The sequence below is a fragment of the Luteimonas sp. 100069 genome, from assembly GCF_003813845.1.
Taxonomy (GTDB): Bacteria; Pseudomonadota; Gammaproteobacteria; order Xanthomonadales; family Xanthomonadaceae; genus Luteimonas; species Luteimonas chenhongjianii.
On the sequence record NZ_RPFN01000001.1, the window covers coordinates 15,051 to 28,492 of the forward strand.

12 protein-coding genes, 1 tRNA gene and 1 pseudogene are annotated in these 13,442 nt (G+C 63.6%); 11 read left to right on the forward strand and 3 right to left on the reverse strand.

Features of this window, described 5'->3' with window-relative positions; genetic code table 11:
- Window positions 1-97 precede the first annotated feature (97 nt).
- The 6 genes from EGK76_RS00075 to EGK76_RS00100 all read left to right on the forward strand — a co-directional run bounded on the left by EGK76_RS00075 (window position 98) and on the right by EGK76_RS00100 (window position 6,547).
- Entirely contained in the window at window positions 98-1,066 is a 969-nt protein-coding gene (locus tag EGK76_RS00075; RefSeq protein ID WP_096296420.1) for a YafY family protein, read from the forward strand.
- 137 nt (window positions 1,067-1,203) lie between these two features.
- Complete coding sequence (locus EGK76_RS00080; RefSeq protein WP_123831058.1) at window positions 1,204-1,392, forward strand: hypothetical protein; 189 nt, start codon at window positions 1,204-1,206, stop codon at window positions 1,390-1,392.
- A 131-nt stretch (window positions 1,393-1,523) separates the two neighbouring features.
- Window positions 1,524-1,877, forward strand: a complete 354-nt coding sequence (locus EGK76_RS00085; RefSeq protein WP_123831059.1) for a hypothetical protein — start codon at window positions 1,524-1,526, stop codon at window positions 1,875-1,877.
- 99 nt (window positions 1,878-1,976) lie between these two features.
- Window positions 1,977-4,085 carry a prolyl oligopeptidase family serine peptidase gene (locus EGK76_RS00090; RefSeq protein WP_123831060.1) on the forward strand — a complete coding sequence of 703 codons (2,109 nt, stop codon included), beginning with the start codon at window positions 1,977-1,979 and terminating at the stop codon, window positions 4,083-4,085.
- A gap of 139 nt (window positions 4,086-4,224) precedes the next feature.
- Entirely contained in the window at window positions 4,225-6,378 is a 2,154-nt protein-coding gene (locus EGK76_RS00095) for a S9 family peptidase (protein ID WP_123832011.1), read from the forward strand.
- Between the two features lie 92 nt (window positions 6,379-6,470).
- Window positions 6,471-6,547, forward strand: a tRNA-Met gene (locus EGK76_RS00100).
- Between the two features lie 525 nt (window positions 6,548-7,072).
- On the opposite strand, the gene EGK76_RS15455 is transcribed toward EGK76_RS00100, so the two are convergent.
- The 3 genes from EGK76_RS15455 to EGK76_RS00110 all read right to left on the reverse strand — a co-directional run bounded on the left by EGK76_RS15455 (window position 7,073) and on the right by EGK76_RS00110 (window position 7,911).
- Window positions 7,073-7,315 (reverse strand): type I restriction enzyme endonuclease domain-containing protein, encoded by a 243-nt coding sequence (locus EGK76_RS15455; RefSeq protein WP_199730819.1) that lies wholly within the window; start codon window positions 7,313-7,315, stop codon window positions 7,073-7,075.
- Window positions 7,308-7,598 (reverse strand): type I restriction-modification system subunit M N-terminal domain-containing protein, encoded by a 291-nt coding sequence (locus EGK76_RS15765; RefSeq protein WP_199730855.1) that lies wholly within the window; start codon window positions 7,596-7,598, stop codon window positions 7,308-7,310. Before EGK76_RS15765 ends, EGK76_RS15455 begins: the two co-directional genes overlap by 8 nt.
- Window positions 7,599-7,674: 76 nt before the next feature.
- Entirely contained in the window at window positions 7,675-7,911 is a 237-nt protein-coding gene (locus EGK76_RS00110) for a helix-turn-helix transcriptional regulator (RefSeq protein ID WP_123831061.1), read from the reverse strand.
- A gap of 130 nt (window positions 7,912-8,041) precedes the next feature.
- Between EGK76_RS00110 and EGK76_RS00115 the strand changes: the two genes are divergently transcribed.
- The 5 genes and pseudogenes from EGK76_RS00115 to EGK76_RS00135 all read left to right on the forward strand — a co-directional run bounded on the left by EGK76_RS00115 (window position 8,042) and on the right by EGK76_RS00135 (window position 13,357).
- Complete coding sequence (locus EGK76_RS00115; protein ID WP_123831062.1) at window positions 8,042-8,299, forward strand: hypothetical protein; 258 nt, start codon at window positions 8,042-8,044, stop codon at window positions 8,297-8,299.
- 25 nt (window positions 8,300-8,324) lie between these two features.
- Complete coding sequence (locus EGK76_RS00120; protein WP_199730856.1) at window positions 8,325-9,608, forward strand: site-specific integrase; 1,284 nt, start codon at window positions 8,325-8,327, stop codon at window positions 9,606-9,608.
- Between the two features lie 1,472 nt (window positions 9,609-11,080).
- Window positions 11,081-11,557, forward strand: coding sequence for a mobile mystery protein A (locus EGK76_RS00125; protein WP_123831064.1), 477 nt, complete (start codon window positions 11,081-11,083; stop codon window positions 11,555-11,557).
- A 301-nt stretch (window positions 11,558-11,858) separates the two neighbouring features.
- Window positions 11,859-12,586 (forward strand): annotated as a pseudogene (gene ligD / locus EGK76_RS00130) (non-homologous end-joining DNA ligase); the annotation flags it as partial.
- A 63-nt stretch (window positions 12,587-12,649) separates the two neighbouring features.
- A complete protein-coding gene (locus EGK76_RS00135; RefSeq protein ID WP_123831065.1) occupies window positions 12,650-13,357 on the forward strand; it encodes a GAF domain-containing protein in 708 nt (235 codons plus the stop codon).
- Window positions 13,358-13,442: the final 85 nt, after the last annotated feature.

Genomic DNA, 13,442 nt, shown 5'->3' on the forward strand with positions numbered 1-13,442 from the left:
TGGCGGAGTGTGACGTCAGCGAGCGCCCGGCTGCGTTAACCGGCAGTTATCCACATCCGGTCACGCCGTGGCGGCGCACTGGCGCCATAATCGCGCCATGGACCGATACGAACGTATTCTCTCGCTGCATCGCATCCTCAAGACCTCGCGCTATCCGGTGACCGTGGCCAAGTTGCGCGACGAGCTTGAATGCTCGCGGGCGACGGTCTATCGCGATCTCGCCTTCCTGCGCGATGCCCTGATGGCCCCGATCGTCGGGGACGGCGATGCCGGCTTCCGCTACGACAGCGACGAGGGCGGTCGCTTCGAACTGCCCGGGTTGTGGCTCAACTCCGAAGAGCTGCATGCCTTGCTGGCGGCGCAGCAGCTGATGTCGCGCAGCAGCGGGGGCGTGCTGTCGACAGCGCTGGCGCCGTTGCAGTCGCGTATCGAGAAGCTGCTCGACGAGCATTCGGCCGGCAAGCAGTGGCCGGTGCAGCGCGTGCGGGTCATCCCGCATCGCGGCCGGCGCATGGACGAACACGCCTTCCGCAATGTCTGTTCGGCGGTGCTGCAGCGCAAGCAGCTGGCGTTCGAGTATCGCGCGCGTTCGACCGACGAGAAGACCCGGCGCACGGTCTCGCCGCAACGCATCACCCATTACCGCGACAACTGGTACCTCGATGCCTGGGACCACGATCGCGACGCGCTGCGCAGCTTCTCGGTCGACCGCATCGCCACCGCCCGGGTGCTCGATGCGGTCGCGCGCGACATCGAGGACGACGAACTCGACCGGCATCTGGCCGGCAGCTACGGCATCTTCTCCGGCCCGCCGAAGGGCATCGCGACGATCGTCTTCAGCGCCAAGGCCGCGCGCTGGGTCGCCGATGAGCACTGGCACTCGCAGCAGCAGGGCCGGTTCCTGCCGGACGGGCGCTTCGAGCTCAAGGTGCCCTACAGCGGTGCCCGCGAACTGCTCATGGACGTGCTGCATTACGGCGCCGATGCCGAAGTCGTCGAGCCGGTGGCGTTGCGCGAACAGGCGCGCTCGCTGCTGATGATGGCGCTGGACAAGTACGAGCGCTGAGGCGGCTCGACTGCAGCGCAGAGGCAGGGCGCGGCCGCAGTCGCGCACTGCCTTGAGCGCGCCGGGGAACAGACGCGGCACATGCGTCAAGTGCCGCAGCGGGCTGACCCGGGCGGGCGCCCGGGCGCGAGCGCCGCATGAGCTGGCACGACATCCACCTGCGCCCTGCCGACCTGTCGCACATGCTTGGCCCGGCCGGTCCAGACAAGGATCAGCAGCGCTACGTCCGCCTTGGCCTTGGGTCCCGCGAGGCGTCGGCTGGACAGCAGGCCATGCTCCGGGTCGTCCTGGCCCGGAACGGAATCCTCGACACGAGCATCGGATAGCGCTCGCGCGTGGCCCCTGCGGGCATGCCGCAATCGAGCCACGACCCGCAAAGGTCGCAGCCCGTGAGATGGCCGCTCTACAGACTGTGCGCCTGCCCAGCCGGGCGATCGCGTTCACAGGAGCTGTCGAGATGTCCCGTATCGCCGCAACGCCATTTGTCCGATCCGACGCCACCCTGCCGGCCGCCCTCCTGGGCACGTTGTTCCTCGGTGCCATCGCCCTGCTGTCGTTTCCCGGCCTGCGCACAGGAACAAGCGCGGTCGGCTGGGCACCGATGTGGTTGCTCGGCATGCCGGCCCTGGCCTGGTGCACCCTGGCGCTCCGGCACCTGACGCGCCGGCGGAAACCGGCCTCGTCAGCGGTCCTGCGGCGGCGTCGGCCCGGTCTCGCGCAGGCCCGCCGGCGACCGGCGCCGCGCCGGGGGCAACGGATTTCGATCCGCGCCGCGCTGGTGGCGGCGGGGCTGCTGCCGGGATTGCGCTGACCCTGCGCCTCGCCGTTGGGGGTGGACTTTGGTCATGCGGTCCGCCTTGGCGCTGCGTGCTAGCGTTGCCGGCTATCCGTCCGTGTCACCGGAGTCCCCATGTCCCACGTGTCCAAGCTCTGCCTCGCCGCGGCCGTCGCCGTCGGCCTGTCGATGGGCGCCGCATCCGCCCAGGAGGCCACCATGTCAGATCCGCGCCAGTGGCTCGAAGCCGTCACCGACGAGAAGGCGCTCGACTGGGTCCGCGCGCAGAACGCCAAGGCCGAGGCCGAACTCGCGGCCACGCCCGAGTTCAAGCAGCTCGAAGCCGATCTGCTGGGCATCTACGATTCCGACGACAAGATCCCCGCCGTCTACAAGCAGGGCGACTGGTACTACAACTTCTGGCGCGACCGGAACCATGAGCGCGGTATCTGGCGGCGAACGACGCTGGAGGAATACCGCAAGCCGCAGCCGAAGTGGGAAACCGTGCTCGACCTCGACGCCTTGAACAAGGCCGAAGGCGAGAACTGGGTGTGGCATGGGGCAAGCTGCCTGCGGCCGGCCTATACCCGCTGCCTGATCGCGCTGTCGCGCGGCGGCGCCGATGCGGACGTGACGCGAGAGTTCGACGTCGCGTCGAAGTCCTGGGTCGACGGCGGCTTCTTCCGCGAGGAAGCCAAGGGTGCGCTGGGCTGGATCGACCAGGACAACGTCTACGTCTACACCGACTTCGGCGACGGCTCCCTGACCTCGTCGGGCTACCCGCGCATCGTCAAGCAGCTGGCCCGCGGCCAGTCGATGGACCAGGCGAAGCTGGTCTACGAAGGCAAGCCGGACGATATGTACATCGCCGCGATCCATGACGACACGCCGGGCTTCGAGCGCGACTTCGTCAGCCGCACGCTGGCCTTCTACAACGACGAGCTGTATCTGCGTGGCGCCGATGGCCAGCTGACCAGGATCGATGCGCCCAATTCTGCGAACAAGTCGGTGCACCGCGACTGGTTGATGCTGGAACTGCGCGAACCCTGGGATGTCGGGGGCCGCACGTATCCGGCGGGCTCGTTGCTGGCGACCAATTTCGATGCCTTCATGGGCGGCAAGCGCGAGTTCGACGTGCTGTTCGAACCCACCGAGACGACCTCGCTGGCTGGCGCGACGTGGACCAGGAACCACCTCGTCCTCAACGTGCTCGAGGACGTCAAGAACAAGCTCACCGTGCTGACGCCGGGCGCCAACGGCTGGGCGCGCAGCGAACTGGCCGGCGTGCCTGAACTCGGTACCGTCGCGGTCAGCGCCGTCGACAGTGACGAGTCCGACGCGGTGTGGATGACGGTCACCGACTACCTGACGCCGAGCACGCTGATGCTGGCCGAGGTGGGCGGCAATGCCGCGCCGGAAACGCTCAAGACCATGCCGGCCTTCTTCGACGCCAGCACGCATGAGGTCGAGCAGCACTTCGCCACGTCCAAGGACGGCACGCGCGTGCCGTACTTCATCGTGCGTCCGAAGGACATGAAGCTCGACGGCAGCAATCCGACGCTGCTCTACGGCTACGGCGGCTTCGAGATCTCGCTGACGCCCGGCTACTCCGGCGGCGTCGGCAAGGGCTGGCTGGAGAAGGGCGGCGTGTATGCGGTCGCCAACATCCGCGGCGGCGGCGAGTACGGCCCGCGTTGGCACCAGGCTGCGCTCAAGGCCAACCGTCACAAGGCCTACGAGGATTTCGCCGCGGTCGCGCAGGACATGATCGATCGCAAGATCACCTCGCCCGCGCATCTGGGCATCCGCGGCGGCAGCAACGGCGGCCTGCTGACCGGCAACATGCTCACCCAGTATCCGCAGCTGTTCGGTGCGGTCGTGATCCAGGTGCCGCTGCTCGACATGCAGCGCTACCACAAGCTGCTCGCCGGTGCCTCGTGGATGGCCGAGTACGGCAATCCGGACAAGCCGGAGGAATGGGAATTCATCCGCACCTTCTCCCCGTACCACCTGTTCGATCCGGCAAAGGATTATCCGCCGACGCTGATCCTCACCTCGACCCGGGACGACCGCGTCCATCCCGGCCACGCGCGCAAGATGCACGCGCTGATGTCGGAAGCCGGCAAGGACGTGCGCTACTACGAGAACATCGAGGGCGGTCACGGCGGCGCTGCGAACAACCGGCAGCAGGCGCACATGGATGCGCTCTACCTGACGTTCCTGTGGCAGCAACTGGGCAAGTGATTCCATCCAGCACCGGCCGCTCTCGCGGCCGGTGTTCTTTTCGGCGTTGCATCCGCAGCGAATGGACCCACCTATGAAGACCTCTTTCCCGCGCGCGGCGGCCCTGCTTGCTGCGCCGATCCTGACGAGCCTGAGCCTGATGAGCGTTCCAACCACGACCCACGCCGCCGCGCCGGTGCCGCCCGACGCCGAGCAGCGCCCGCACACCGTCAAGGCGCCGCACGGCGCCACGCGTGAGGATGCCTACTACTGGCTGCGCGACGACAAGCGCCAGGACCCTGCGGTGCTGGCGTATCTCAACGCCGAAAACGCCTATGCCGACGCGATGCTTGCACCGCTCAAGCCGGTCGAGAACACGCTCTACGACGAAATCGTCGGCCGCATCCAGCAGGACGACAGCTCGGTGCCGTACCGCGATCGCGGCTACTGGTACTACTCGCGCTACGAGACCGGCAAGGACTATCCGGTGCATGCGCGCCGCGCCGATGGCGTCGGCATCGATGCGCTGTCGATCCAGGCAGCGAACGCACGCGGCGACTTCAGCGGCGAGCAGGTCCTGCTCGATGTCAACGCGCTTGCCGAGGGCAAGGACTATTACGCGGTCGGCGACTGGGACGTGAGTCGCGACAATCGCATTCTCGCCTACGCCGACGACACCAATGGGCGTCGCCAGTACACGGTGCGATTCAAGAACCTCGAGACGGGCGAGGTCTATCCGGACGTCATCACCGGCGTGTCGGCAAACCTGGTCTGGGCCGATGACAACAGGACGCTGTTCTATGTCGAGAACGATCCGGAAACGCTGTTGACCGTGCGGGTGAAGAAGCACGTCCTCGGCACGCCGGCCACCGACGACGTGCTGGTGTACGAGGAGAAGGACGACAGCTTCTACCTGGGCATAGACCGCACGCGTGACGATCGCTACATCGTCATCGGCATCGGCAGCACCGTGTCGAGCGAAACGCGCTACGCGCCGGCGGACAATCCCGAAACCTTCGCCGTGCTCGCGCCGCGAGCGCGCGATGTCGAATACGACGCCGACCATTACAGCGGCCGCTGGGTGATCCGCACCAACGCCCCCGCTGCCGATGGTGTGCCGGCGACCAACTTCAAGCTCGTCACCGCGCCGAGTGGTGCAACATCGCGCCGGCAGTGGACCGACCTCGTGCCGCACCGCGACGATGTCTACATCGAAGGTTTCGAGCTGTTCGACGGCTTCACCGCGATCGAGGAGCGCGCCGAAGCGTTGACCCGCGTGCGCGTGCTCAAAAGTGACGGCAGCGACGAATTCGTGCAGGCCGACGAGCCGGCGTATGCGATGGGACTGGCGGTGAACTCCGAGCCCGACACCGCGTGGCTGCGCTACGGCTACACCTCGCTGACCACGCCGGCCACCACCTTCGAGGTCAACACGAAGACCGGCGAGCGTCGCCAGCTAAAGCAGCAGGCGGTGATCGGCTACGAACCGTCGAACTACGTCACCGAGCGCGTGTGGACCACGGCGCGCGACGGCAAGCGTATCCCCGTGTCGCTGGTCTATCGCAAGGGCTTCCAGAAGGACGGCACCGCGGCGCTGCTGCAGTATGGCTACGGCAGCTACGGAGCATCCATGGATCCCGGCTTTTCGGTCACCAACGTCAGCCTGCTCGACCGCGGCATGGTGTACGCGATCGCGCATATCCGCGGTGGCGAGGAGATGGGCCGGGCCTGGTACGACGACGGCAAGCTGCTCAACAAGATCAATACGTTTACCGACTTCATCGACGTCACCGACGATCTGGTCCGCCGGGGCTATGCCGCGCCGGATCGGGTCGCCGCCTACGGCGGCAGCGCGGGCGGCCTGCTGATGGGCGCGATCTCGAACATGGCCCCCGAGAAGTACCGCGTGATCCTGTCGCAGGTGCCTTTCGTCGACGTGGTCACAACGATGCTCGACCCGAGCATTCCGCTGACGACCAACGAATACGACGAGTGGGGCAACCCGGAGGACAAGCGCTACTACGACTACATCCTGGGCTACTCGCCCTACGACAATCTCGAAGCCAAGGCCTATCCGGCGATGTTCGTCGGCACCGGCCTGTGGGATTCGCAGGTCCAGTACTGGGAGCCGGCGAAGTACGTGGCGAAGCTGCGCGATCTCGACACCGGTACGCATCCGGTGGTGTTCCGCACCAACATGGAAGCCGGTCACGGTGGCAAGTCGGGCCGCTTCCGCCGCTATCGCGAATCGGCCGAGATGTACGCGTTCATGCTCGACCAGCTTGGCCTGGGCACGGCGCAACCGGCCAGGTGACCTCCCGGCCGCCAACGCGCACGGACGATTGACGTAGCGGCGGAGGCTGGGGCAGAATGCGCGGCTCGTTGCGGAGCTCCGCGCGGGCCGATGGCTATGTAGCTCAGCTGGTTAGAGCACAGCACTCATAATGCTGGGGTCGGTGGTTCGAGTCCACCCATAGCCACCACTAGATCCACACATCAAACCCCATGATTCTCATGGGGTTTTTTGTTTTCCGCTCTTCTTTCTTCAAGGCTGAACCGATGTTCCAACGGTTCCTGTGACACTTTCTGTGACACTTTCGGATGTCACAGGACACCCCGGACCTCCAGTTTGACCCCAGTTCGTTGTGACAGCTCATGGCTCACGCCGACGCTCGGCCCATGGATCGGCCAATAATTCCGCCTGTTCGATCACTCTTACGGGTGCTTGTGGCCGCCGGTCGGTTGGGTAGCGGTAGCGCGCAAGCAGGATCTTCACCATAGCGATGCGTGCGCGAGTCCTTGCGGTTTTGCCAGTCGATTGAGGCCGACTTACGCAGCTTGTTGGTCAGCTCTTGGGCCAGCGCCCCCCAGCGTTGGGTGGCCGAGCTCGCGTACGGCAGATTCGTTCTCCGCCAGCGCCTGGTATAGACGAGCTCCTCCCCGCTATGCCGTCAGGCGGGCGCGCCTCGTTGAGCTCCTTCGCCAGCCGGATTAGCTCCTCGATGACCTCAACCGTGGTCAAGCGACGGTTTCGGTAGCGGGGGTACCGCTTCTTCCAAGCGCTCGGCGAACTCCTTGCCCTGCAGTGCGCTCTTCTGCCCGCGCTGGCGGATCTGGTCGGCGAGCAGGCGTTCCAGCAGCTCGGCCGCCAAGTTCTGCGTCGGCATCCCGCGGATCTGGGCCAGGAAGTCCTCGTCCAGCAGGCTGATGTGCGGCTTGTCCAGGCCAAGCGTGCTGTAGATGTCATTCACGCCCTCCACTAGCAAGCAGTGGCGACGAGTTGGCGCAGCGCGGTCTTCTTAAAAGGTCTTGTCGGCGGCGAACTGCGCGGCCAGCGCGTCGCGGCTGTCCTCGTTCTCGATGTAGTACTCGGCCTGCGGATTCCGCCAAGCGCTTTCGGATGCGCTTGGCTTGGGCATCGAACATGTCCGACACGTACTTCAAAAACACCAGGCCCAGAGCTGGGTACTTGTAGGTAGCCGCCGCGACAGAGCCGCGCAGCTTGTCGGCCGCTCCCCAAGGGTGCGCTTGAATTCTTCGTTGGTCATTTCATTCCCTGGTGATCACAGCGATCGTCGCGGATTGCGTCTCAGGTACTGATTGGGATCGGTCAAACCGATCCAGTGCTTCCTTCTACGTACGTCAGCAAGTCGCCTGGCTGGCACCCGAAGTACTTGCATAGCTTGTCGATGATGTCCGTCCCGATGTTTGCACCGGGTTGGTTGGCGATCTTCGAAAGCGTGGCCCGATGGATGCCTGTGGCATCAGCCACCTCCGTCAGCGGCACGACGCGTCGCTCTTTGAACGCCTTGTCGGCAATAAGCTCGGCGAGACGAAACCTGATCATGAATAAAACCTTACTGGTGTCGCTTATTGGCGACATATGTTGTTGACACGCGGCATCCGCTGTCTATTATCGTCACCGAGCGTCGCTTATACGCGACACCTGTTGATTAAGCACGACACGGAGAAACACCTTGCAAACTTACATCACCACGGACGAGTTAGCTACGCGGATCCACTACGACGCGCGGACGATACGCACGCGTCTCAAAGATGCAGTGCTGCTTGAGGGTGTGCATTACATCCGACCGTTCGGCGGCAGGAAGCTTCTTTTCATCTGGGAAGCGATCCAGCGAGACATCGGCAAGTTTTCGGCCGGACGGGCGCCGAACGCAGCGGTGGCGCGTGGCGCAGGCATCCCGATGGCCAGTGGCGGTCTGATCCATGGCTAAGGTCCGCGCGCGACCCGAAACGGGGATGCTCTACCTCGACTTTTTCTACCGAGGTGTCCGCTGCCGCGAACAGACCGCCTTGCAGGACACGGCGGAGAATCGCCGGCGTGTGCAGGCGCTGATGAATCGCATCTCCAGGGAGATCAAGCAGGGTCGTTTTGACTACGCGGCGACGTTTCCGGGAAGTCCGAGAGCATTGCAGTTCAGCGCGCCACCGGACGACACCATGGGAAATGCGGCGACGAAGATGTCTTGCAGTACCACCGCTCCGGCGGTCGACCCGGCTCCGGTCACTCCGAGTTTCGCGGAGTTCTCCGTGACCTGGCGAAACGAAATGGCACCCCAGTGGCGACGACAGCACAGGGAAAGTGTCGATGCAGTGTTCGATGCCCATCTTCTGACCGAATTCGGTAACCGGCCGGTCGGCTCTATCACCAAGGCAGATGTGCTTACGTTCCGCGCGAAGCTCGCCGCAATGCCCGGACGCTCGAACAAGAAGTTGGCCGCGGCCACCGTCAACAAAATCATGGGGCTCCTTCGCCAGTGCGTGGAGGAAGCGAGCGAGCGGTTCGAAACGACGAGTGCATTCAAGGGCGTCAAACGCCTGAAGGGTAGGCGCCCTGACGTGAAGCCATTCTCGCTGGAAGAGGTGGAGAGGATTCGTGCCACCATCCGGCCGGACTTCCGTAACTACGTCACCTGCAGATTCTTCACTGGCATGCGCACTGGCGAGATCAACGGACTCAAGTGGAAGTACGTCGATTTCGAAAACGAACTGATCAAGGTCCGCGAGGTCTTCTCCGGCGGCGAAGCGGAAGAGAACGCCAAGACCGAAAGTTCTCTCCGCGATATTCCGATGCTACCGATGGTCAGGGAGGCGCTGCGGCAGCAATGGAAAGAGCGTGATCCCGATGCCGAGTACGTGTTCTGCAGTCGGACTGGCAATCCGATCGATGCGCACAACTTCGCCAACCGAACCTGGTATCCGCTGCTGCGCTACCTCGAGCTTGAAAAGCGCCGGCCGTACCAGACACGGCACACAGCGGCGACCCTGATGCTGGCATCCGGCGAGAACCCCGAGTGGATCGCCCGGCTCATGGGCCACACGAACACCCAGATGCTCTTCACTGTCTATTCTCGGTACGTGCCCAATCTCACCCGCCAGGATGGGCTTGCCTTCACCGGGCTCGTCAGCGGGACGAGCGCACTCCGCACACAGTCCGTCACGGCTGATCAGATAGACGCTTTGGATGCGGCCACACTGCGACGGCTCCTCAAACGTCACCTCTCCACTGCGAGTGCCGCGTAGCTCCGTCTCGGAGCTGGACGACGCGATCGGGGCAACACGTCACACTCGCGGCCGCACTTTTCAAACGGGCTGTCGATAGCCAATTCACGTCGGGAGCGCGTCGCCCGACCTCGGTCAGTCCGCCGATTCCTGCTCCGGGCAGGTGAATGCTGATCGGCCAGGTGATCCATAGGGAAGCTGTGGTCCTCCCCGGACGATAGCGGGCCGCGCCCCTAGCGAGCAAAGCATCGCAGCCCATGCGCTTGCACCCCGGAAGCCCGAAAGAGCCCTCCCCACTGGCCCATTTCCCACTGTGGGAATCTGAGCAAAAATGCGCGCAAGTAATTGAATTTAAAGAATTTCAATCCGATTTAATTTCGAAAATAATTCGGATTTTCCGAAGCGGCATCCCTACTACGAGCCGATTACGACATGAGCTCTCAGTCTCCAGCTCGTGCAGACTGCTGTTCGATCGCGGCACCTCGCCAAGCTGGTACGGCAAGCAGCTCCCGGCGACCTCTGCACCTCCAGTCCGCCATCGGACTGAGCAAGCGCATGGGCTCCAGCACGCATGACCGCTCAGCCAGCGATGAGCTGAATTGCATGCGAGCCCGGTGGGATGGTGTTTGAGCCACATGCGGCCCCGCGCCAAACCTGAGCCGGCCGCGGGGACAACTCATTTTCATTAAGCTGCCAAGAAGGCCTCACAGTATGTGGGCCGGCCTGCGGCGGTTGCGGCGCCACCATGGTCGACCCGCGGTGTTGAGGGGCGATGCGTTTTTTGCGCGCTTCTCAATGTCCCCGCGGGAAGCCTCCTGGTCCCGGCGAGCAGCGCAAACCGATGATGGCGTACCCAAAGCGCGCGGCGCGGTTCTCATTTCTGAACGAGGCGCTCAGCACACGGGTTTTCACAATGTCGCCATGGGCATTGTGAGCCGTACGACTCAACAGCGTCCAATCGCGGGAGAAGGGCTGAAGCGGGACCCAGTCCGGACTGGGGCAGCATCAAACTGTGACGTGCGTCAATTATGCGCAATTAGGCATCGATGCCTAATTGAGCATAATTTTCCCCGACGGCTGCGGGTGTTTGCGCCCGAGCCTCCATTTCATGACGTCCCCTGCCCAAGCCGCAGGCCGGAAGTAGAACTTCCGGAGTGGATTAAACGGTAGTCCTCCGGTGTCCCTTCCCCGACCGCGCAGTGGGAGCAGGCCTCGGGCCACTCGAGCATCTGCCTGTACGCGGTGCAGCGGATCTAATCCGGATCGGTGCGTTGAGCGGGTCCGGGACGTCTTCCCGGAAGGTGAATTCTCCTGAGCTCGTTGGCGCGCGCGCATGTCGATGGGGCTGCGATTCCGAGACGTCTGGACGCTGTGGGAGCACAGGCCAGGCGTGTTGGAAAAGGACATATTTCCGTTACCGTCCGGTAATCTGATACATATATGTAGCAAGTACCATTAGACCGCTGCCATATATTTATGGCACAAAGACCCACATGACTACGACCCGTTCGATTCGGCAGCTTGCCAGGAAGGCGCTGGATGCGCGCTTTGCCGGCTTCCGTTCCCGACCCGCCGACATGTTCGCCACGCCGCGCGGCGGGTGGATCCGATCGATCCGTGAGGCGCTAGGTATGCCCCGCCACGAGTTGGGCCGGCGCATGGGCGTGGGCGAGCAGCGCGTCGCTCAGCTTGAGCGCGGCGAGGTCGAGGGGAAGCTTACGATGGACGCGTTGAAGCGCGCCGCCGACGCCTTGGACTGCGAGCTCCTGGTTGCCCTCCTGCCACGGCGCCCTCTGGAACAGACCCTCACTGACCGGCGCGCGCAGCTGGCCAGCGAGTGGCTGCGCAGCAACAGCCTTCACACGATGGCGTTGGAGAACCAGGCCGTGTCGGTAGACGCTCTACCCAGCCAGCTCCTGCGCGAGATCGAGGACCGGTTCCCGGACACGCGACTTTGGGATCGGCCGTGACCGTGCCGCCCAACGCCTTTGTCCTCGCGGTGGCCCTTCTTGCCGGCGGGGCAACATGCCCTGCAACCGCGCGCACCATCGTCGGGACGGCGTCCGTGGTGGACGGCGATACGGTTCGTATCCACGACACCTCGGTCCGGCTGCACGGCATTGACGCGCCTGAAAGCAATCAGCTCTGCTCGAGGCTGGATGGCAGCCGCTGGCGATGCGGGCAGCAGGCTGCCCTGGCGCTCGATGCCCATATCGCGCGCCGACCGCTCTCCTGCGAGCCGCGCGACACCGACCGGTATGGGCGGGTGGCTGCCCCAGCGGCTCCGAGAAGCCGTGCTTTTTTTCAAAAGCACCACACGGCTGGCCTCGAGCTCGTCTCCTCGGCGAAGCTGAAAGAAGAGAGCGGGATCAATGCCCACTATTTGGTCGTTAAGGACGCGGCCGGCTTGATGGAACTCGTGCAGTTCAACGCGCTGGAATTCCATCCTTGGGGCTCGCATGCCGATCGCCCCGACATGGCGGATCGGGTCGTATTCGATCTGGATCCGGGGCCGGACGTGCCGTTCGCCGAGGTCAAGAAGGCCACGACAGATATTCAAAAATTGCTTGCGCAGCTCGAACTCGAATCCTTCTGCGCGTGTCCGGCGGCAACGGTCTCCATGTCGTTGTGCCATTGAACCCTGGTGCGAGTGGGGCCTGACCAAGCGCTTTGCCAAGGGCTTCGCTGAAGCGCTGGCGCAGTCGGAGCCGACCCGGTTCCTGGCTACGTCGACCAAGGCGCTCCGGAACAAGCGCATCTTTGTGGACTACCTACGAAACGGCCGCGGCGCGACGGCGGTAGCCTCATATTCCCTGCGCGCCCGTCCAGGCGCCCCGGTAGCCATGCCACTGTCCTGGAACGATCTGGCGAAGCTCAAACGGGCGGACAGCTTCACCATGCGAGACGTGCCCGCGATGCTCAAACGTCGACGCAAGGATTCGTGGGAAGGCATCAACGGGATCGAGCAGAACCTGGCCCGATGGGAGCAGGACGACTGATCATCGCCTAGGCCACCGCTCAGCCCGAACTAGATTGGATATCTATGGTGCTAGGCTCTGGTGATGCATGCCAACCAGATCTACCTTGAGCAACTCCGCTTCCTACTGATGGCCGGGCACATCAGGGGCGCGCTTGAATTCCTCAACATCCAGTCTGGATATCGGTTTACCGCCATCTATCGGCTGGGCCCGACGCACGCTGAGAACTTCATGCTCATCGATCGGGAGAACGAACCAGACACGATGTTCGCGGCTGATATCCCCCGCGATGATACTTACTGCCACATCGTCCATTCGCTAGCGACAACGCTAGTCATCGAAGATGCAGCGGTAGATCCGCGGTTGGCTGCTAATCCTTACAGAAATCATGTTCGCGCCTATTGCAGTGTTCCTTTGCAGGCTGACAGCACTATTTTCGGAACGCTTTGCCACTTCGACACCGACCCAAGAGAGTCGTCCGAAGAAACCCTTTTGCTGATGCAGGAGATGGGGCTCTTACTGAGCGTCGAAGACGTATCAAAGTCGCGCCGCCGCGCCGAGATGGAGTTACGCGTAGACCGACTGTCTGACATGAAGCAAGCGATTACCGACGCGTCTCTCGACGTCCAGAGCGCTCGATCAGCATTCGATGAGTATGCGGTGCCACTTCTTGAAGAAGCTCGGCAACGCCTTCCTGTGACCGCGGCGCGGGAAATAGAAGCTCGGATCACTGCGATCTGGCGGGCTCTTGTGGAAGAACAGGCAACACGCGTTGAGAGTGCCGCCACTTAGCTCAGGTCGCAAGGGGGCGCAACCCTACTAATGATGTCAGAACAAACCTAGCCGGATTGCGGGTATGTATGACACGCAAGGCTAT

Excerpts from the sequence above, each read along its gene's own strand:
- EGK76_RS00080 (WP_123831058.1), top strand. The coding sequence starts at position 1,204 with ATGAGCTGGCACGACATCCACCTGCGCCCTGCCGACCTGTCGCACATG.
- EGK76_RS00095 (WP_123832011.1), top strand. The coding sequence starts at position 4,225 with ATGAGCGTTCCAACCACGACCCACGCCGCCGCGCCGGTGCCGCCCGAC.
- EGK76_RS00120 (WP_199730856.1), top strand. The coding sequence starts at position 8,325 with ATGCTCTACCTCGACTTTTTCTACCGAGGTGTCCGCTGCCGCGAACAG.
- EGK76_RS00075 (WP_096296420.1), top strand. The coding sequence starts at position 98 with ATGGACCGATACGAACGTATTCTCTCGCTGCATCGCATCCTCAAGACC.
- EGK76_RS00110 (WP_123831061.1), bottom strand. The coding sequence starts at position 7,911 with ATGATCAGGTTTCGTCTCGCCGAGCTTATTGCCGACAAGGCGTTCAAA.
- EGK76_RS00090 (WP_123831060.1), top strand. The coding sequence starts at position 1,977 with ATGTCCCACGTGTCCAAGCTCTGCCTCGCCGCGGCCGTCGCCGTCGGC.
- EGK76_RS00085 (WP_123831059.1), top strand. The coding sequence starts at position 1,524 with ATGTCCCGTATCGCCGCAACGCCATTTGTCCGATCCGACGCCACCCTG.
- EGK76_RS00135 (WP_123831065.1), top strand. The coding sequence starts at position 12,650 with ATGCATGCCAACCAGATCTACCTTGAGCAACTCCGCTTCCTACTGATG.
- EGK76_RS00125 (WP_123831064.1), top strand. The coding sequence starts at position 11,081 with ATGACTACGACCCGTTCGATTCGGCAGCTTGCCAGGAAGGCGCTGGAT.